We start from the raw sequence: 21615 nt of genomic DNA, 5'->3' as shown, positions 1-21615 counted from the left end.
GCCGGAACAGATCAGCCGGAACAGATCAGAGTGTCCGCTTGCTCTTCCACCACGACGGGTTGTCGGTGTACCACCGCACGGTCTCGGCCAGGCCGTCCTCGAACGAGGTCCGCGGCGCGTAGCCGAGGCCGCGCAGCCTGCTGTCGTCGAGGGAGTAGCGCCGGTCGTGGCCCTTGCGGTCGGCCACCCGCTCGACCATCGACCAGTCGGCGTCGAGCGCGTCGAGCAGCCGCTGCGTGAGGTCGAGGTTGGTCAACTCCGCGACGCCCGCGATGTGGTACACCTCGCCGGGCAGGCCGTGCTCGGCGACGACGCGGATGCCCCGGCAGTGGTCGTCGACGTGGATCCAGTCCCGCACATTGCCGCCGTCGCCGTACAGCGGGACCTTGGTGCCCTGCAACAGGTTGGTGATGAAGAGCGGGATCACCTTCTCCGGGTACTGGTGCGGGCCGAAGTTGTTGCCGCATCTGGTGATCGACACCGGCAGGCCGTGCGTGATCGCGTAGGCCATGGCGATCATGTCCCCGCCCGCCTTGGCCGCCGCGTAAGGCGAGCGCGGTCGCAGCGGGGCGTCCTCCTGCCACGAGCCCGCGTCGATGGTGCCGTACACCTCGTCGGTCGAGACGTGCACGACCTTGGGCACCCCGGCGTCGAGGCAGGCCTGCAGCAGGGTCTGGGTGCCGAGCACGTTGGTGCGCACGAACTCCGCGGACCCCGCGATCGAACGGTCCACATGCGACTCGGCGGCGAAGTTCACCACCAGGTCGTGGCCCGGCACCAGCTTGTCCAGCAGTGCCGCGTCGCCGATGTCGCCGTGCACGAACTCGTGGTCGGCGCCCTCCAGGTTGGCCAGGTCGGCCGCGTAGGTCAGGCTGTCGAGCACGGTGACGTCGGCGTCGACGGTCGTGCGGACGAAGTGCGAGCCGATGAACCCCGCGCCCCCGGTGACGAGAATTCGCATATCGAACCCATTCCCTCGAAGTCGGTGCGCCGCTCTTAACCGGCGAAGCACCATTCCAGTACGGCCATCGCGCTGTGCAGTTTGTGCTGTGCCTGTTCGAAGGCGACCGACGCCGGTCCGTCGAGGACCCCGGCGGTCACCTCCTCGCCCCGGTGCGCGGGCAGGTCGTGCAGGAAAAGGGCGTCGGGGTAGCCCGCCATGAGCGCCTCGTCCACCCGGAACGGCTCGAAGCCGAGCCGCCACCGCGGATCGGCCTTGCTGGTCCCCGTCGTCTGCCACCGGGTGGTGTAGACCACGTCGACCTTGTCGGGCAGATCGGCCATGTCGTGCCGCTGCTCGACGCGGCCGCCGCCGCGCCCGGCCGCCGCGAGCACCTCCGGCGGCAGCCCGTAGCCCAGCGGTGTGCGCAGGTGCAGTTCGCCGCCGAGCCGGGGCAGCGCGAGCGTCAGCGCGGCCGCGGTGTTGTTGCCCTCGCCGACGTAGAGCACACGCAGATCCTTGACCCCGCCGAACCGCGCCATCAGCGTGCTGAGGTCGGCGAGCGCCTGGGTGGGGTGCTCCTCGGCGGACATCGCGTTGACCACCGCCGCGCCGTGGCCCGCGAACGTCCGCAGCTCCGCCTGCGCTCCGGCGGTGCGCACCACCAGGCCGTCGAGCATGCCGCCGAGCACCCTGGCGGTGTCCTCGGGCGACTCGCCCGTGTTGATCTGCAGGTCGCCGGGGCCGTAGGTGACGACTTGGGCGCCGAGGCGCAGCGACCCGACCGAGAAGGCCGTCCGGGTCCGGGTGGACGTCTTGCTGAAGTACACCCCGATGACGCGGCCGCGCAGGGACTGGCTCTGCCCGGCGGGATCGGCGGCGATCTCGACGCCGCGGCGCGCGATCGCCTCGATGTCGGCGTCGGCCAGGTCGAGCAGCGAGATCAGGTCACGGGTCATGGCGCGCTCAGTCCTCCTCGGGGTGCGGGGAAGTCGTCTATCACGCGGGCCAGCATGGCGGCCAGTACCGAGACCTGCGGCGGGAACAGCGCTGTGCGGTGGTCGCCCGGGATCAGGTGCACCCGCACCTCGCCGTCGACCAGGCCCCGCCACTGGTCGATGTAGCCGTCGAAGCTCTGCCCGATGATCGAGAGGTACCCGCCCGCGGCCAGCTCCTCGCACACGATCAGGTCTACCGAGCCCGGGTAGGTCGGGAAGTGGTAGTTCAGCCGCAGCTCCGCCATCGCCCGCCAGGCGCGGATCCGGCGCTCCCACCCGTGCTCCAGGTCGACGGCCTCCTCCTCCAGTGCCGCGTCGCCGTCGTCCACCACCTTGCCCAACGTGGCCAGCAGCTCGGCGCGGATCTCGTGCCGCCGCCGCTCGTCGGTGTTCTCGCGCAGGGCCGCCAGCAGGCCCTCCGCCCGCCGCAGCACCTGCACGTTCTCCGCCAGTGGGCTGTCGCCCGCCGATGGGTACTCGATCGGGTCGATCAGGATCAGCCGGGGCTCGGCACCGCTCTCGTGCAGGCTGTGGGCCATCTCCCAGGCGATGCCGCTCGATCCGCACCAGCCGAGGATGTGGTGCGGGCCGGCCGGCTGCGCGGTCCGCAGCTCGGCAACATAGGTCGCCGCGACCTCGGCGAGGCTGCCGGGGACCGGGACGTCCTGGTGCAGTCCCGGCCACTCGAACGCGCCGAGCGGGCGCTCCGGCGCGTAGACGTCGGCGAGGTGGCGGTACCAGTGCGCGCTGCCGCCGCCGGGATGCACGCAGAACAGCGCGGCACCCGCGCCGCTCTCGCCGAGCCACAGCAGGCTGGGTTCGCGCTCCCTGGCCTCCTTCGCCGTGGCGGCGACCGTCGCGAGACCGCGCACCGTCCGGTGGGTCAGGAAGTCGCGGAAGCTCAGGTCGATGTCGTGCTCGCGCGGCAGCCTGGCGAGGATGCGCAGGGTGAGCAGCGAGTGCCCGCCGAGGGCGAAGAAGTCGTCGTCGCGGCCCACCCGGTCGATGCCGAGCTCCTCGCTCCACACCGCCGCGATGGCCTCCTCGACCGGGCCCTCCGGCCGCCGGTACGGCGTCGCGATCTCGGGCCGCTCCGGCCCGGGCACGGGCAGCGCCGAGCGGTCGACCTTGCCGTTCGCCAAGCGGGGGAACGACTGCATCCGCAGGACGTGCGTCGGCACCATGTACTCCGGCAGCGTGCGGCCGAGGAACTCGCGCAGCATCTCGACGATGCCCTCGTCGGCCACGATCACGTACGCCGCGAGCACCAGCTCGCCCGCCGCGCCGGGCTGCGGATGGACGACGGCCGCGCGCACGCCAGGGTGGGTGACCAGCGAGTTCTCGATCTCGCCCAGCTCGACCCGGAACCCGCCGATCTTCAACTGCTGGTCCTGGCGGCCGAGGATTTCGACCCGGCCGTGCCGGTCCCGCCTGCCGACGTCGCCGGTGGCGTACATCCGCGCGCCCGGCGCCGTGGCGAACGGGTCGGGCAGGAAGGCCCCCGCGGTGACGCCCGGCTGACCGAGGTAGCCGCGGGCGAGGCCGTCGCCGCCGACGTAGATCTGTCCCGGTACGCCGAACGGCACCGGCTCCAGGGTGGCGTCGAGCAGGTAGGTCATGGTGTTCGCGGCGGACTCGAAGCGCGGCGGGGAGCCGTCGCCGAAGAGCCGGGTGCCGAAGCAGAACACCGTCACCTCGCTCGGGCCGTAGTAGTCCCAGACCTCGGCGTCCGTGGCGCACAGCCGCCGCACGAGGTCGGTGCCCATGCCCTCGCCGCCGGACAGGAGCTGGAAGCGCGCGGGCGGCGTCCAGCCGGTCTCGGCCAGCATCCGCCAGGTCGTCGGCGACGCCTGCATGAAGCTGGCGCCGCACGCGCGCAGCAGGTCGGCCAGCGACTGAGGGTCCCGGCCCGCGTCGTCCTCGGCGAGCACCAGCCGCGCGCCCGTGGTCAGCGCGGTGAAGAAGCACAACTGGCTCACGTCGGTCGTCGCGGGCACGACGCTGATCACGACATCCCGCTCGGAGAGCCGCACCGTGCGCTGCCGCGACTCGATCCGGTCGGCCATGGCGCCGTGCCGGATCATCACGCCCTTGGGCTTGCCGCTCGACCCGGAGGTGTGCACGACGTAGACCAGCTCGTCCGGGTGCGGGTGGTGGCTCGCGACCTCGCCGACACCCTCGTCCTCGATGTCGTCGGTGACGATGACGGTTGTCGAACCGTCGGTGAGCCGGGCGGCGACCTCGGCGTCGGTGATGACCGCGCGGGCGCCGGTGTCGTGCAGCAGACCGGTCACCCGCTCGGTGGGGTGCCGCGGGTCCAGCGGCACGTAGGCGGCGCCCGCGACGAGCGCGCCGAGGATGGCCGCGACCAGCTCGGGCCGCCTCGGCAGGCACACCGCGACGAGCTGCCCCGGCAGCACCCCGGCGGCACGCAGCCGTTGGGCGATCGCGCCTGCCCTGCGGTGCAGTTGGCCGTAGGTGAGCCGGAGTCCGGCGCCTTCGACCGCGACCGTGTCGGGCGCCGCCGCGGCCCGCTGGGCGACCAGCTCGTGGACGGCCTGGCCCGCTGACGGCGCCTGCGTGTCGTTGCCCTCGGTGAGCAGCCGGGTGCGCTCCTCGGGCGGCAGCAGGGACACCGAGGCGTCGCCGTCGGGGTCCGCGGCCATCAGCGTCAGGGCCCGGCGGTACATCTTGGCGAGCAGCTCGCCGTGCGGGCGCCCGACCCACCGCGACTTCGCGACCAGGATCAGCCGGTCGCGGTGCCCGATGACCGCCGCGGGGAACTCGTTCGGGCTGATGTCGGTGCTGCCCTCGGTGTCGACCATCTCGCGGTCGAGGACGTGGAAGTCGAGGTAGTTGAACGCCACCTCCAGCAGCCGCCCGCCGTTGCCGAACTCATGCTGGAGCTGCGGCAGCGGGAACCGGCGGTGCGGCCACAGCGCGACCTCCTCGTCGAACACCGCGCGGGCCAGCTCGCGCCACGTGCCGACCTCGGCCGGGGCGACGAACGGCACCGGGTTGAGGAACATCCCGCGCACGTCGTCGCCGCCCTCGACCTCGATGCGGCCGTTGCACAGCAGGCCCCCGTAGAACCGCTCCCCGCCCGACACCGCGCGCCACACCGCGAGGTGCGCCGCGTGCAGCACGCTCTTGAGCGACCCGCCCGCCAGCTTGGCCAGCGCGCGCAGGTCGTCCTCGATGCCCTCGAAGGGCACCTCGATGTAGTACATCCCGGGGCCGTCCGGGTCCGCCCACGCGGCCGGGATGGTCAGCCGGGCCGCGCTGCCCAGCCGCCCCGCCCAGAACGCCCGGTCCTCGGGCTGGGTCAGGCTGCGCCGCTCGTGCGCGATGAAGTCGGCGTAGCGCACCGCGTGCCCGCCGACCTCGGGCAGCGGCTGGTCGTCGCGGATCGTGCGGTAGGTCGCGAGCAGCTCGGTGATGATCGAGTTGTGGCTCCACCCGTCGAGGATCGCGTGGCACTCGGTGACCGACAGGAACCACCGGTCCGCGGAGATCTCGTGCGCGTGCACCCGGATGAGCGGCGGGATGGCGAGGTCGAAGGTCCGCTCCCGCTCGCGCGCCCGGAACGCCGCCATGTGCGCGTCCTGCTCCGCCGGGGCCATCCCGCGCAGATCCTCGTGGCCGAACCCGATCGCGGCCCGCGGCGCCACGAGTTGCAGCGGCTCGGAGTACGTGCCCAGGTCGAACGAGGTCCGCAGGATCTCGTGGTTGGCCACCACCACGTCCGCCGCCGCGGTCAGCGCCGTCACGTCGAACGCGGCCCCGTCGCGGATCAGATAGCTGGTGACGTTGTGATACGGCTTGCGGTCGGTGTCCGCCAGCAGCTCGTACACCATGCCGACCTGGACCCGGGCCATCGGATAGGCGTCCAGCACCCCGGTGGGCACCTTCGCCCGGTCGGCCGCGTCGAGCAGCGCGAACGGGAGGGTGCCGGTCGGCGCGTCGGTCTCGGCGTCGGCGTCGGTGTGGCTCAGGTCGGCGATGCTCTGGTGCCGGAACAGGTCCTGGACCGAGTAGGGCATGCCGTTGGCCCGCAGCAGGCCGACCAGCCGCACCGCGCGGATCGAGTCGCCGCCCAGCTCGAAGAAGTTGTCGTGGACGCCGATGTCGTCCACGTCCAGCACCTCCGCCCAGACCGCCGCCATGGACTTCTCGGTGGGGGTTCGCGGCGCGACGCGGTCGGCCTGGGCCAGCCCGGACACGTCGGGCTTGGGCAGCGCGCGGTGATCCACCTTGCCGTTCACCGTGAGCGGCAGTTTCGGCAGCACCATGAAGATCGCGGGGACCATGTAGGCGGGCAGCCGCGCCGCCACGTGCGCCCGCAGGTCCGCCACGGCGACCGCGACACCGTCCTTGGGCACGACGTAGCCGACGAGCTGGCTGTCCCGGGACGCGGCGCCGTTCACGGTGACCACGGCCGCGTCCAGGTCGGGGTGGGTCGCCAGGCACGACGCGACCTCGCCCAGCTCGATCCGGTAGCCGCGGATCTTGACCTGGTCGTCGAAGCGGCCGAGGAACGCCAGCTCCCCGTTGGCCAGCAGCCGGGCCTTGTCCCCGGAGCGGTACAGCCGGGCGCCCGGCGGGCCGAACGGGTCGGGCACGAACCGCTGCGCGGTGAGCGCGCGCCTGCCGAGGTAGCCGCGGGTGACGCCGGGGCCGCCGACGTAGACCTCGCCCGGCACGCCGATCGGCACCGGCCGCATCCGCTGGTCCAGGACGTACAGGGTGAGGTCGCGCATCGGCCGCCCGATCGGGCTCCGGTCGCCGCCGAGGTCGCCGATGCCCACCGGCCGGTAGGTGACGTGCACGGTCGTCTCGGTGATCCCGTACATGTTGACCACCTGCGGCGCGGTGTCGCCGAACCGGTCCCACCACGGGCGCACGGAGCCGACGTCCATCGCCTCCCCCGCGAGGATCACCAGCCGCAGCCGCAGCCCGTCGAGCGCGCCGTCGCCGCGGCCGGCCAGCTCGACCAGGCTCTGGAACGCCGACGGCGTCTGGTTGAGGACCGTCACGCCCTCTTCGGCGAGCAGCGTCGCCAGCTCCCACGGCGACCGCGTGACGTCGTTCGGGACGACGACCAGCCTGCCGCCGAAGAGGAACGTGCCCCACAGCTCCCACACCGAGACGTCGAAGGCGTAGGAGTGGAACAGCGCCCACACGTCGTCGGGTCCGAAGCGGTACTCGCGCTCGGTCGCGGTGAGCAGCCGCACCACGTTGGCGTGGGTGACCTGCACACCCTTCGGCAGGCCGGTCGAGCCCGAGGTGTAGATCACGTACGCGAGGTCGTCCGGGTGCACGTCGACCTCGGGCGCGCCAGAGGGCAGCGCGGCGAGCCGGGCGATCTCGTCGGGGTCGTCCAGCAGGATCACCGTGTCGGCGGACACCTGCCGGGCCCAGGCTTCCTCGGTCAGCACGACGCGCGCCTGAGCGTCCCCGGTCAGGTACGCGAGCCGCTCCGCCGGGTGGTCCGGGTCGAGCGGCAGGTACGCCGCGCCCGCCTTCAGCACCCCGAGGATCGCGACGATCATGTTGAAGCCGCGGGGAAGGCAGAGGCCGACCAGATCCTCGCGGCGCACGCCGAGCGCGCGCAGCCGGTGCGCCACGCGGTTGGCGCGGGCGTCGAGGTCGCCGTAGCCGAGGTGCTCGCCGTCGAAGGTCACCGCGGGCGCGTCCGGGCGGGCCCGGGCCGTCTCGGCGAAGCGGTCGGGCAGGCTCGGCGCCGCGGTCGTCGCGACGACCGGCTGCGCCACCAGGCGCTGGAGTTCCGGCTCGCTCAGCAGCGGCAGCTCGGCCACCCGCCTGCCCGGTTCGGCGACGGCCGCGGCGATCAGCCGCTGGTAGTGCTCGGCCATCCGCCGCGCGGTCGCCGCGTCCAGCAGCGCGTGCGGGAAGGTCACCTCGCCGGACACCGAGCCATCGGACTGCTCGCTGAGCGTCCAGCCGAGGTCGAACTTGGCCTGCGAGGCCGCGACGGTGACCAGCTCGCCGGTCACCGGTCCGGCCTGGAAGCGGACCGGCGCGTTGTTCTGCAGGGTGAAGTTGACGTTCACCAGCGGGTGGCTGGACAGGTCGCGGTCGACGGCCATCGCGTCGACCACGCGCTCGAACGGCACGTCCTGGTGGGCGTAGGCGTCGATGGCCGTGCCACGGGCGCGGTCGACCACCTCGGCGAACGTCGGGTCGCCGGAGAGGTCCGCGCGCAGCACCAGCAGGTTGATGAACGTGCCGAGCAGCTCGTGGGTGTCGGCGTGGGTCCGGCCCGCGATCGGGCTGCCGGTGCCGAAGTCGGTCTGGCCGCTGTAGCGGTGCAGCAGCGCCCAGAACGCGCTGAGATACACCATGAACGGGGTGGCCTCGTGCGCGCGGGCCACGGCCGCGACGCCGCGGGCGACCTCGGCCGGGATGGTGAACGGCACGGTCTGCCCGGCCGGTTCCCACACCGCGGGCCGCGGCCGGTCGGTCGGCAGCTCCAGCGGGAGCAGGTCGCGCAGTTCCCGGGTCCAGTGGCCCAGGCCGCGCGCCAGCCGGTCGCCGACGAGGTCGGTCCGCTGCCACGCGGCGAAGTCCGCGTACTGCACCGCGGGCGCGGGCAGATCCGCCCCCGCGCACAGGTCGGCCAGCTCGCCCACCAGCAGCCCGAGCGACCACCCGTCGACGGCGATGTGGTGCAGCACGACGGTCAGCAGGTGCTCCCGCGGCGCCACCCGGATCAGCCGGGCGCGCACCACGGGGCCGCGGGCCAGGTCCAGCGGTCGGGTGGTCTCCGCGTCGAGCAGCGCGTCGATCTCGGCCTGGGCCGCCCCGGTGAGGTCGTCGAAGGCCAGCGGCACGGCGGCGGGCGGATCGATGAGCTGGACGGGCTCGCCGGTGCGGTCGACGGAGTAGCGGGTGCGCAGGATCTCGTGCCGGGCCACCAGCGTGTGCAGCGCCCCGACCAGGTCGATCCCGGACAGCTCGCCCGAGAGCCGCAGCACCAGCGGCACCAGGTAGTCGGTGCCGCCGGGGCGGAGCTGGTCGAGCACCCACAGCCTGCGCTGGGCGAACGACAGCGGCAGCGAGCCCTCCCGCGGCACCGTCCCGATGCCGGACTCCCGGGGCGCCGAGCGGTCCGCACGACTGCGGAGGCGGTCGCGCAACAGCCGCGCGCCGTCGCCGGTCTCCGGCTTGATCGCGTCAGTGCTCATGCCATCCCCTCGCAGGCTTGGTGATAAAGCTCGCTCATGGGTCACGGTCCTTCGTTCGGATCGGAACTGTCGGTGCCGCCCGCCGCCTCGGCTTCGGCGAGCCGCTCCAGTGCGGCGGCCTGGGCGCTCACCGTGGTGGCCTCGAACAGCAGGCGCAGCGGGATCTCCAGGCCGAAGAGATCCTGCAGGCGGGTCTGCAGGCGGGTGGCGAGCAGCGAGTGCCCGCCGAGGTCGAAGAACTCGTTGTGCACCCCGACCGAGGCCAGACCGAGCACGTCCGCCCACGTCTCGGCGATCGCCGCCTCGACCTCGGTGTGCGGGGCGACGTCCCGTTCGGCGTCCGCGCGCACGACGGTCGGGTCGGGTATCGGCAGCCTGCGCCGGTCGACCTTCTGGCCGCTGGTCGTCGGCAGCTCGGCCAGCGTCAGCACCACCCCCGGCACCATGTAGTCCGGCAGCCGGTCGCGCAGGTAGGCGCGCAGCTCGGCGGGCGATGGCGGCTCGTCATGCGGCACGACGTAGGCCACGAGCTGTCGGTTGCCGGGAGCCAGGTCCTGCACCGCCGCCACCGCCGCCCGGACGGCGGGGTGCCCCGCGAGCGCCGCCTCGACCTCGCCCAGCTCGATTCGGAACCCGCGCAGCTTCACCTGCGTGTCGAACCGGCCGAGGAACTCGACCAGCCCGTTCGGCAGGTACCGCACCCGGTCGCCGGTCCGGTACAGCCGCTCGCCGGGGTCGCCGCCGAAGGGGTCGGGCACGAACCGGTCGGCGGTCTGCCGCGGCTGCCGCAGGTACCCGCGGCTGAGCCGGACGCCGCCGACGCACAGCTCGCCCGCGACCCCGACCGGCACCGGGTTCAGGTTGTCGTCCAGGACATAAGCCCTGGTGCCCGGGATCGGGCGGCCGATGGGCACCGAGGTCTCCGGTGCCGCCGCGGCCAGGTCCCGGTCGGTCACGTGGTGGGTCAGGCTCGCGACGGTGGCCTCGGTCGGCCCGTAGACGCACAGGAAGCGGCCGTCCAGGCCGGTCTCGAACCACCGCAGGGCGTCGTCGTGGATGACCATCTCGCCGCCGACGGCCATCACCCGCACCTTGGCCAGCCGCGGATCCCGGTGCCGCACCCCGGCGATCACGTCGCGGAAGTAGGTGGCCGAGATCGCCAGGTGGGTCACGCCGGACTCGGCCAGCCGGTCGGGGAAGACCGCGGGCGGCACGATCCCCGCCTCGCCGACGACCACCGTGGCACCCACCACCAGCGGCGACGCGATCTGTTCCATGGCCGGGTCGAAGGTGAGCGGCGCGTGCAGCAGCACCCGGTCGCCGGGTCGGATGTCCTCGATCTCGGCGTGCTCGCGGCAGTGGTGGGTGAACGCGCGGTGGGTCACCATGACGGCTTTCGGCCTGCCGGTCGACCCGGAGGTGTAGATCATGTAGGCCACGCCGTCCGGGTCGCCTGCCGGACCAGGTCGCTGCTCGGAGCCGTCGGCCTCGTTGTCGTCTTCGACGGCGATCACCGGCACCGGCACGGCGTCGAGCCGGGGGCGCAGCCGCCGGTCGGTGACCACCAGCGCGGGCGCGAGGTCGTCCACCATCAGGGCCAGCCGGTGCGCGGGCTGGGTGGTGTCCAGCGGCACGTAGGTGGCGCCCGCCTGGAGTACGCCGAACAGCACGACCACCGCGGCGGGCGACTTGTCCAGGTACACCGCGACCGCGGCCCCGGCCTCGACGCCCGCGGCCCGCAGCCGCCCGGCCAGCGCGCCCGACCGGCGCGCCACCTCCGCGTAGGTCATCCGCTCGCCGGTCGGGCCGAGCACCGCGAGCGCGTCGGGGGTCCGCGCGGCCTGGGCACGGAACGCCTCGTGCGCGCACTCCCGCGGGATCGGCGCGGGCGCCGGATTCCACTGCCGCAGCACCAGATCCCGCTCGGCAGCGTCCAAAATGGACAGTCCGCTGACCGGGCGGTCGGGTCCCGCCGCGGCCGACTCGGCCATGGTGCGGAAGTGCCCGGCCATCCGGTGCATCGTGGTCTCGTCGAACAGCGCGGTGGCGTACTCCAGTTCCACCTCGTAGCCGCCGTCGGCGCCCGCGGAGAGGGTGCAGGTGAGGTCGACTTTCGCGGTGATGTGCGCGGTGCCGACCGGCCGCACCGCCAGTCCGGCCAGCCGCGGCGGCTCCGGTCCCGCCTCGCGCATCCCGAACGAGACGTCGAACAGCGGGGACCGGGACAGGTCGCGCTCCGGTGCCAGCTCCTCGACGAGGCGGTCGAACGGCAGCTCGTCGTGGCTGAACGCGTCGAGCGCGCTGTCCCGCACGCGGTCGATCAGCGTCGCCACGGTCGGGTCGTCCTCGACGTCCACCCGCACCACCACGGTGTTGACGAAGAACCCGACGGCCTCGTCCAGCTCCGGGCGGCCCCGCCCGGCGACGGCGGTGCCGATGGCCAGGTCGCCGGACCCGGTGTAGCGCGACATCAGGGCGCAGAAGACGCCGAGGAAGGTCATGAACGGCGTCGCGCCCCGGTCGCGGCCCAGCGCCAGCAGCGGCGCCGCGACCGCCGCCGGGACCGCGCACGTGACGCGCGCGCCGCGGCCGTCGAGCATCGCGGGTCGAGGCCGGTCGGTGGGCAGCTCCAGTGGCGTCAGCCCGTGCAGCCGCTCGCGCCAGTGCCGCAGCTCCGCGTCGAGCGCGGCGCCGACCAGGGCGCCACGCTGCCAGACGGCGTAGTCGGCGTACTGGAGCGGGCGTGGGCCGAGCGTGGCCTCCCGGCGCTCCACACGCGCCCCGTACAGCTCCGACAGCTCCCGCGCCATGATCGTCTCGGACCAGGCGTCGGTGACGATGTGGTGCATGACCAGCAGGAACACGTGCTCCCGCGGCCCGAGCCGGACCAGGTGCGCGTCGACTGGCGCCCGCCGCGCCAGGTCGAACGGCGCCTGGACCAGCGCGCCGACCAGTGCGGGCAGCCGGTCCTCGTCGGTGTCGGTGACGGGCGGCACGACGGGCACGACCGGGTCCACCACCTGGGCGGGGACGCCGTCCGCGGCGGTGACGTAGCGGGTCCGCAGGATCTCGTGCCGGGCGGTGAGCGCGGTGAGTGCGTCGGCGAGCGCGTCGACGTCCAGCGGGCCGGACAGGCGCAGCGTCCAGGAGACCCGGTACCGGGCCCCGTCGGGGTGCAGCCGGTCGAGCAGCCACAGCCGCTGCTGGCCGAAGGACAGCGGAATCGGCTGGTCGCGCGCCGCCCGGTCGGGCACCGCGGCGGTTCGCCGCTCGCCCGAGCGGACGAGGTCCGCGACGTGGCGGGCGACGGCCGCGGCGGTGCGGCTCTCGAACACGGCGCGCACCGGGAAGGCGAGGTCGAACGCGGCACTCAACCGGCCCGCGACCTTCGTCGCGAGCAGGGAGTGGCCGCCGAGGTCGAAGAAGTCGTCGGTGACCCCGACCACGTCGAGGCCGAGCACGTCGGCCATGACCCCCGCGACGACCTTCTCCGCCACGGTGCTCGGCGGCACCGGCTCGGTGCGCCGGGCGAGGTCGGGCTCGGGCAGCGCGGCGCGGTCGGTCTTGCCGCTGGTGGTCAGCGGCAGCCGGTCGAGGGTGACGAACACCGATGGCACGTGCGACTCGGGCAGCGTCGCCGACAGGTGCGCGCGGATCGCGCGGTCGGCAGGCGCGTCGCCGCGGGGCACCAGGTAGCCGACCAGCCGGGGCAGCCCGTCCGGTCCCGGCCGGGCGGCCACGACGGCGGCGGCGACCGCGGGATGGGTCGCCAGGGTGGCCTCGACCTCGCCGAGTTCCACCCGCACGCCCCGGATCTTGACCTGGTCGTCGGTGCGGCCCACGAACGCCAGCACGCCGTCCGGCCGACGCCGCACCACGTCCCCGGTGCGGTACGCCCGCGATCCGGGCGGGCCGTGCGGGTCGGGCACGAACCGGTCGGCGGTCAGCCGCGGCCGCCCCAGGTAGCCGCGGGCCAGGCCGTCGCCGCCGATGTGCAGCTCGCCGGGCACGCCCACCGGGGCGAGCGCGCCCGTGGGCAGGTAGACGACCGCGCGGGTGTTGTCCAGCGGACGTCCGATCGGCACCATGCCGGTCGGGTCGGCGGCGCCGGGGTCGAACGACCACGAGGTGACGTCGATCGAGCACTCGGTCGGGCCGTAGGTGTTGACCAGGGTGGCGGGCACCCTGGCGCACAGCGCGCCTGCGAGGTCGGTGGTCAGCGGCTCGCCCGCGGAGAACAGCAGCCGCAGGTCCGTGCAGCGGTCGAGGCCGGGTTCGTCGGCCAGCGCGCGCAGCAGCGACGGCACCCCTTGCAGGACGGTGACCCGTTCCCTGGCGACCACCTCGACCATGGCGGCCGGGTCGCGCTCGGTCCCCTCCGGGGCGAGCACGACCGTCCCGCCGACGACGAGCGGGCCGAGGAACTCCCACATGGCGGCGTCGAAGGTGACCGCGGTCTTCTGCAGCAGCCGGTCGTCGGCGCACAGGCCGTGCCGCTCGATCGCCCACAGCACGCGGTTGTGGATGCCGCGGTGTGGCACCGCGACGCCCTTGGGGCGGCCGGTGGAGCCGGAGGTGTAGATGACGTAGGCGATCGCGTCGGGGTCGGTGGCGAGCGGGACCGGGTCACTCGGCCGCGAGTCGATCATCGGCCGCTCGCCGGACAGGCTCATCAGCGCAAGGCCGTCCGCCCCGTGCAGCGGTGAACCCTCGTCGCCGACCAGCACGAGCCGGGCCTGGGAGTCGCCGACGATCCAGGTCAGCCGGTCCAGCGGATGCGCGGGATCGAGCGGCAGCACCGCCGCGCCCGCGCGCAGCACCCCGAGCAGCGCCACGACCAGCTCGGGGCGGCGCGGCAGGCAGACCCCGACCACGTCGTCGGGGCCGATGCCGCGGGCGGTCAGGTGGTGGGCCAGCCGGTTGGCGGCCTGGTCGATCTCCCGGTAGGACCGCGAGCCGGTGCCGTACTCCACCGCGACCCGGTGCGGAGCGCGGGTTGCCCGCGCGCCGATCAGCTCGGGCAGGCTGTGCGACTCCCGGGGCGTGACCGGGCCGTTCCAGGTGCTGGTGAGGGCGCGCCGCTCGGCGTCGTCGAGCAGGTCCAGCCGGTGGATCGCGGCGTCCGGTTCGCGGACGGCCTGGTCGAGCAGCCGCACATAGTGCCGGGCGATCCGGTCGACGGTCGAGCTGTCGAACAGGGCTGTCGCGTATTCGATCTCGCCCGCCAGGCTGCCGTCCGCGCGCTTGGTGAGTTCGACGGTGAGGTCGAACTTCGCGGTGCGCCACGGCACCGGCTCGGCCGAGACATCCACGCCGGGCAGCGTGAACCGGTCCTCGCCCTGCTCGCGGAACGCGAACAGCACCTGGAACAGGGGGTTGCGGGAGAGGTCGCGCTGGGGTGCCAGCTCCTCGACCAGCCGCTCGAACGGCAGCTCGTCGTGCTGGTAGGCCCGCGTCGCCGTGTCGCGGACCCGGTCGAGCACGGTGCGGAAGGACGGCTCCCCACCGAGGTCGGCCCGGAGCACGACGGCGTTGGAGAACAGGCCGACCAGCTCGTCCACCTGGGTGCCCGGCCGACCCGCGACCGGCGTGCCGACCGCGAGATCCGTCTTCCCGGTGTATCGGGCCAGCACGGCGAACCAGCCCGCGAGGCAGGTCATGAACGTGGTCGCGCCCGCCTGCCTGGCCACCGCGGCCACCCGCGCGGCCAGCGCCGGGGGCACGTCGAACCGCACGATCCGCCCCGCGCCGTCCTGGACGGCGGGCCTGCTCCGGTCGGTCGGCAGCTCGGTCGGTTCGAGGCCGGCCAGCCGCGCCCGCCAGTACCCCAGCAGGCCGTCGAGCACCGCGGGGTCGGCCAGCCGGGCGCGCTGCCACCCGGCGAAGTCCGCGTAGTGCAGGGAAAGCGGCGGCAGCGCCTGGCCGCGGTAGGCGGCGGCGAGATCGGCGGCGAGCACGCCGGTCGACCAGCCGTCGGTGGCGATGTGGTGGATCACCATGGTCAGCAGGTGCTCGTCGGGGGCCGCGCGCGCGAGGCGGACCCGCAGCACGGGGCCGGTCGCGAGATCGATCGGCGTGCCGAGTTCCGCGGCGAGCACGGCGTGCGGGTCCGCGTCCTCGACCGGCAGCGCGAAGCGGGCGGGCGCGTCGTCGACGACCTGGTACGGATCGCCGTCGGGCCCGCACGCATAGCGGGTGCGCAGGATCTCGTGCCGCGCCACCACCTGGGCCATCGCGGCCGACAGCGCGTCGACGTCGAGGTGGCCGCGCAGCCGCAGCGCGGTGACGACGAGGTACTCGGTGCGGGCGGGGTGGAGCTGGTCGAGGAACCACAGGCCGCGCTGGGCGAACGACAGCGGCAGCGGCAGGTCGCGCGGCACGGGCCCGATCGGGGTGGTCCGCTCCGCACCACGACGGGCGACGGCCTCGGCGAGCGCGGCCACCGTCTGCGCGGTGAACACGTCGAGTACCGAGACCGGCACCCCGAACCGGTCGCGCAGCCGCGCCGCGACCCGGGTGGCCAGCAGCGACTGTCCGCCGAGATCGAAGAACCGGTCGTGCGCGCCGACCCGGTCGACGCCGAGCAGCTCGGCCCACACCTCGGCGATCGCGCGCTCCGCCCGCGTGCGGGGCGCCACGTAGTCGCCCAGGTCGCTCGCGGCGGGCGCCAGCGCGGGCAGCGCCCGGCGGTCGATCTTGCCGTTGCCCAGCAGCGGCAGCGCCGCCAGCGTGCCCCACAGCGTCGGGACGAGCGGGCCGGGCACCCGCTCGGCGGCGAACGCCTTCAGCTCGGCGACCGTGGCACCCGCGCCGCGCGGCACCACGTGCGCGGCGAGCCGGGGGTTGCCCGGATCGGAGCGGTCGGCGACCACGGCGACGGCGTGCACGCCCGGGTGCGCGGCCAGCACGCTCTCCACCTCGCCCGGCTCGATCCGGTAGCCGCGGATCTTGACCTGGTGGTCGCGCCTGCCGTGGAACATCAGCGTGCCGTCCGGCAGCCGCCGCGCCAGGTCGCCCGTTCGGTACAGACGGGCGCCGGGCTCGGCGCTGAAGGGGTCGGGGCGGAAGCGGTCCGCGGTGCGGGCGGGATCGCCGAGGTAGCCCCGGCCGACGCCGCGTCCGCCGACGTGCAGCTCGCCGACCACGCCGACCGGGACGGTGCGCATGGCGTCGTCGAGCACGTGCACGGTGGCGCCCGGGATCGGGCGGCCGATCGGCATCGGGCCGGGCTTGGCCTGCCCGGCGGGCACGATGTGCACGCAGCAGGCGACCGCGGTCTCGCTCGGGCCGTAGCTGTTGACGATCCGGGTGCCGGGCGCGTGGGCGGCCCACGCCGCGAGCTGCTCGCCGCGCAGTTCCTCGCCGCCGACCACGACGCACAGGGCGGCGTCGGCGAGCGTGGCCGCGGGCAGTGTCGCCGCGAGGAGGTCGAGGTGGGTCGGGGTCAGCTTGACCACGCCGAGCGGGCCGTCCGCCCGCGCGGTCAGGACCTCCGCGAGCGGCTCGACGCCCACCGACGCGTCGGTCAGCACGACCGGGGCGCCGTCCGCGAGCGTCGGGTACAGCGAGGTCAGCGCGAGGTCGTAGGCCAGCGAGGTGTGCAGCGGCGAGCCCGCGCCCGCGCTGGGCGCCAGCTCCTCGACCGCCCACCGGGTGTAGTTCGCCAGCCCGCCGTGGGTCACCGTGGCGGCCTTGGGACGCCCGGTCGACCCCGAGGTGAAGACCGCGTACGCGAGGTCGTCCGGGGTCACCTCGACCCTCGGCGGAGTGGTCGGGTGGGCGCTGATCCGGGCCCGCTCGGCGGGGTCGTCCAGCGCGACCAGCCGGACGCCGCCAGGCAGCTCGGCCGCCGTCCGCAGCGGCGCGACGACGAGCGTGGCCGCCGAATCCGCCAGCGCGCGGTGCAGCCGCTCGACCGGGTGGTCGGTGTCCAGGGGGATATAGGCGGCACCGGACTTGAGCACCGCGAGCAGCGTGACGATCAGGTCGGCGTCCTGCGGCATCCGCACCACGACGAAGGTGCCCACGCCCGCGCCGAGCGCCCGGAGCCGGTGCGCGAGCTGGTTGGCCTCGCGGTCCAGCTCGGGGTAGGTCAGGGTGCGGCCGTGCCCGGTGACGGCGACCGCGTCGGTGGTCGCGTGCGCGGCGATGAGGTCGCACACCGTGCGGTGGTCCGCCGCGGGCTGGACCGCCGCGGGTTCCTCGTCGGTGCCGAGCGGAATCCGGTCGACCCGCAGGCCGGGCGACGCGGCGACCGCGTGCAGCAGCCGGGTGAAGTGGTCGGCGAACCGGGCCACGGTGCTCGCGTCGAACAGTGCGACCGGGTACTCGACACGCCCGTCCATGCCGCCGTCGGCCGACGCGGTCAGGTGCACGCCGAGGTCGAACTTGGCCCCGGTCAGCTCGGGCGGCTCGACCGTCGCGGGCGCGGGGAGCCCGTGGGTGGCGAACAAGATCCCGAACAGCGGATTCCTGGACAGGTCGCGCTGGGGGGCCACCTCGTCCACGACCAGCTCGAACGGCACCTCGGCGTGCTGGAACGCGGCGATCGCGCGGTCGCGGACCGTGTCGACCAGCTCGGTGAAGGTGGCCCGGTCCGCGACCTCCGCGCGGATCACGACTGTGTTGACGAACAGGCCCACGAGGTCGTCCAGCTCCGGCCTGGTGCGGCCGGAGACGGGCACGCCGACCGAGAGGTCGGCGCCGCCCGTGTAGCGGCGCAGGATCGCGAAGAGGCCCGCCAGCAGGGTCATGAACGGTGTCGCGCCCCGCGCGGCCCCGATCTCCGCGAGCGTCGCGACGACCGGCGGTGCGACGGTGAACCGGACGGTCCCGCCGCGCGTGTCGCGGACCGGCGGGCGGGGCCGGTCGCCCGGCAGCTCGGTCGGTTCGAGCCCGGTGAGCCCGTCGCGCCAGAACCGCAGCTCCCGCTCCAGCACCGGTCCGGTCAGCTCCTCGCGCTGCCACACGGCGTAGTCGGCGTACCGCACCGCGAGCGGCGCGGGCCGATCGCCCCGGTAGAGCGTGTGCAGATCCCGGGTGAGGACTTCGTGCGACCGGTCATCGGTCGCGATGTGATGCGCGACGATCACCACGGCGTGCTCGCCACCGCCGGTACGAACGACGCGCAGGCGCACGGGCGGGCCCGCGGCCAGGTCGAACGGCAGCGCCAATTCCGCGCCGACGACCTCGCGCAGCTCGCCGTCCTCGACGGCGGGCGCCACCGGCACCGGCGGCTCGATGATCGCCACCGGGTCGCCGGCGGCGTCGGTGTCGTAGCGGGTGCGCAGGATCTCGTGCCGGTCGACCAGCGCGCCCAACGCCTGGTGCAGCGCCGCGAGGTCCAGCGGGCCGTCGAGCCGCAGCACGAGCGGTTCGTGGTACGCGGTGGACGTCGGATCGACCTGGTGCAGGAACCACATCCGCCGCTGCGCGAACGACAGCGGCATCGACGCGGCCCGCGTCCGCACGGTCACCGGCCGCGCCCGCGGTGCCAGGGCGCGGCCCGCGATCCGCGCCGAGATCCGCTCGACGGTGCGGCCCTCGAACACGTCCGCGACGCCGAGATCGACCCCGAGCTCCGCGCGCAGCAGGCTGATCGCCCGGGTGGCCAGGACCGAGTGGCCGCCGAGGGCGAAGAAGTCCTCCTCGACGCCGATCGTCGGCCGGTCGAGCAGGTCGGCGAGCACCCGCGCGACCGCCCGCTCGGTGGGCGTGCGCGGCGCGCGGGTCTGTCCGGGCGGCTGCGCCCGCACGTCCGGCGCGGGCAGCGCGGCCCGGTCGATCTTGCCGTTCGGTGTGGTGGGGAACCGGTCCAGGACGACGAACCGGGCCGGGACCATGTAGGTCGGGATCAGCCGCGCGCAGTGCTGGTAGAGCGCGTGCGGCGGGGGCGGCGCGGCGCCGTCGGCCACCCGGAGGTAGCCGACCAGCATGGGGTCCCCGTCCGCGCCCGTGACGGGGTGCACGACCGCGGCGCGGACGCCGTCGTGGGTCTCCAGCGCCTGCTCGATCTCGCCGGGCTCGACGCGGTGGCCGCGGATCTTGACCTGGTTGTCGGTGCGGCCGAGGATCTCGATCCGGCCACTCGGCAGGCGTGCGGCGACGTCTCCGGTGCGGTAGATCCGGGCCCCGGCGCCGCCGCCGTACGGATCGGGCAGGAACCGGTCCGCGGTCAGCCGCGGTCGGCCGAGGTAGCCGACCGCCAGGCCGTCCCCGCCGATGTACAGCTCGCCGCGCGCGCCCAGCGGCACCGGTTCGAGCTGCTCGTCGAGCACGTAGAGGGTGGTGTTCGCGACCGCGGCGAACTCGGCGACCACACCGTTGGTGACGGTGGCGACCGAGGACCACACCGTGGTCTCCGTCGGGCCGTACAGGTCCCAGAGCCGGGCACCCGTCGCGCACAGCCGCGTGGCCAGCGAGTCGGGCAGCTTCTCGCCGCCGCACAGCGCGGTGAACTCGGCCGGGGGAGTCCACCCCGAGTCCAGCAGCAGCCGCCAGGTCACCGGGGTCGCCTGCATCGCGCGCGCGCCGATCCGGTCGAGCATCGCGGCCAGCCGGTCCGGGTCGCCCGCCTCGCCCGCGTCGGCGACCACGACCCGGCCGCCGACGAGCAGGGGCAGGTACAGCTCCAGCGCGGCGATGTCGAACGACACCGTGGTCACGGCGGGAAAGGCGGTGCCGGCGTCGATGCCGGGCCGGTCGCGCATCGAGGCGAGGAAGTTGGCCAGCGCCCGGTGCGTCACCATGACGCCCTTGGGCCTGCCGGTCGAGCCCGAGGTGTAGATGACGTACGCGGGGTCGTCCAGGCCGACCCGCGGCAGCGGCTCGGTGGCGGGCGCGGGCCGGAGGTCGTCGACCGCGACGATCGTGGCGGGGGTCGCGGGCAACGAGTCACGCTGCGCGCTGGTCGTGACCAGGACGGCGGCGCCCGCGTCGGCGAGGATGTAGGCGAGCCGGTCCGCCGGGTGATCGGGGTCGAGCGGCACGTACGCGGCACCCGCCCGGTGCACGCCGATCAGTGTCGCGAGGAGGTCCACACCGCGCGGCACGGCCACCCCGACGAGGTCGCCGGGCCGGACGCCCAGCTCGCGCAGCTTGTGCGCGAGCGTGTCGGCGACGGCCATCAGCCGCGCGTAGGTGAGGTGCTCGGCGCCGCACTCCACGGCGACGGCGGCGGGCGTCCGCGCGGCCTGCGCGGAGATCGACTCGGGCGTCGACACGAGCGGCAGACCGCTGTCGGTGCCGCGTGCCGCGGGCAGCAGGATTCGGCGCTCGCTCGCGGGCACGACGTCCAGCCGCCCGATCGGGGCGTGCGGGTCGGCGGCGGCGCAGACCGCGGTCAGCCTGGCGGCGAGGCGTTCGGCGCCCGCCGCGGTGAGCAGCGCGGTCGCGTATTCGAGTTCGCCGGTCAGGCCGCCGGTCGGGGTGCGCCGGACGCGGACGACCAGGTCGTACCGCGTGGTCGTGGTCGGCACCGTGACGCGCTCGACGCGCTGCGGTCCGAAGTCGGCGGGGACGTCGTCGGCCAACTCCACCACGACGCCGAACAGGGGGTTGCGCGACAGGTCCGGCTCGCCCGCGGCGTGCTCGGCGAGCCGTTCGGCGTCGACCCCGCGCGCCTGGTCGAGCGCGGTCGAGACCCGGGCCATGGCGGTCGAGAAGGTCAGGTCTCGGCCCAGGTCGAGCGGCAGCGCGGTGGTTCGGCCCGCGGCGCGCAGGCCGAGCACCCCGCGCCAGTGGCCGCTGTGCCGGGCGAGCAGCAGGTGGGTGGCGACGAGCAGCGCCTCGGTGGTCGCGGCGCCGAAGGCGAAGGTGTCGGGCACCTCGAACGGCACGATCGCGCCGCGGGCCCGCCACACGCTCGGCCGCGGCAGGTCCGCGGGCAGCGCGGCGGCCCGCGTCGACGCCAGTGCCGCGAGCGGGTGCTCGGCCTGCTCCGCCGCGCCCGGCCATACGTTGTACGGCCGGGCGCGCGGGGTGCCGGTGTAGTGCGCGCCGATGTCGGCGATGAGGTCGGACACGGTCGTGGCGTCACCGACCGCCTGGTGCACCGCGACAACCAGGATGTGGTTGTCACTCGCGACAGTGGCAAGCGCGGCGCCCGCGCCGCGGTGCGTGAGCGTGGCCACGAGCCCCTCGGCCACCGCCGCGACCGTCCCCGGCGTGCCGTCGATCGTGACCAGGGCGGGCCGCTGCTGGGGCTCGACGACAACCACCGGCGTGCCGTCCCGGTCCACACAGCGGGCGAGCAGCTCAGGGCGACCGAGCAGCACCGCTTCCGCGGCCGCGGCCAGCGCCGCCGGGTCGAGCGGTCCGCGCAACCGCACCGCGCCCGCCGCGGCGTAGACCGTACCGGGCCCGCCGAGCTGTTCGAGGAACCACAGCCTGCGCTGGAGCGGGCTCGGCTCGGCGGCACCCGCGGCCGGGGCGCGGGTGCTCGGGGCGACGGGAGGCCGTGTCATCGTCG

Annotated in this window: 4 protein-coding genes; all 4 read right to left on the bottom strand. The window is 74.6% G+C overall.

Features of this window, described 5'->3' with window-relative positions; translation table 11 throughout:
• Positions 1-25 precede the first annotated feature (25 nt).
• From rfbB to ACT4N7_RS09540, 4 genes are read right to left on the bottom strand one after another with little or no spacing between them, the layout of a single operon-like run.
• Positions 26-961 (bottom strand): dTDP-glucose 4,6-dehydratase, encoded by a 936-nt coding sequence (gene rfbB / locus ACT4N7_RS09555; protein ID WP_444828267.1) that lies wholly within the window; start codon positions 959-961, stop codon positions 26-28.
• A gap of 35 nt (positions 962-996) precedes the next feature.
• On the bottom strand, positions 997-1899 hold the full coding sequence (locus ACT4N7_RS09550; protein ID WP_444828266.1) for an ornithine carbamoyltransferase: 903 nt from the start codon (positions 1897-1899) through the stop codon (positions 997-999).
• On the bottom strand, positions 1896-9146 hold the full coding sequence (locus ACT4N7_RS09545; protein WP_444828265.1) for an amino acid adenylation domain-containing protein: 7251 nt from the start codon (positions 9144-9146) through the stop codon (positions 1896-1898). Before ACT4N7_RS09545 ends, ACT4N7_RS09550 begins: the two co-directional genes overlap by 4 nt.
• A gap of 41 nt (positions 9147-9187) precedes the next feature.
• The gene (locus ACT4N7_RS09540; protein ID WP_444828264.1) at positions 9188-21610 is read right to left on the bottom strand and encodes an amino acid adenylation domain-containing protein; all 12423 of its coding nucleotides are present in this window, start codon (positions 21608-21610) and stop codon (positions 9188-9190) included.
• Between the last annotated feature and the right edge of the window lie 5 nt (positions 21611-21615).

This window comes from Actinokineospora sp., assembly GCF_052390155.1.
Lineage (GTDB): Bacteria > Actinomycetota > Actinomycetes > Mycobacteriales > Pseudonocardiaceae > Actinokineospora.
Note: the sequence above shows the minus strand (reverse complement) of the source record. Positions and strands in the feature narration are given on the sequence as shown.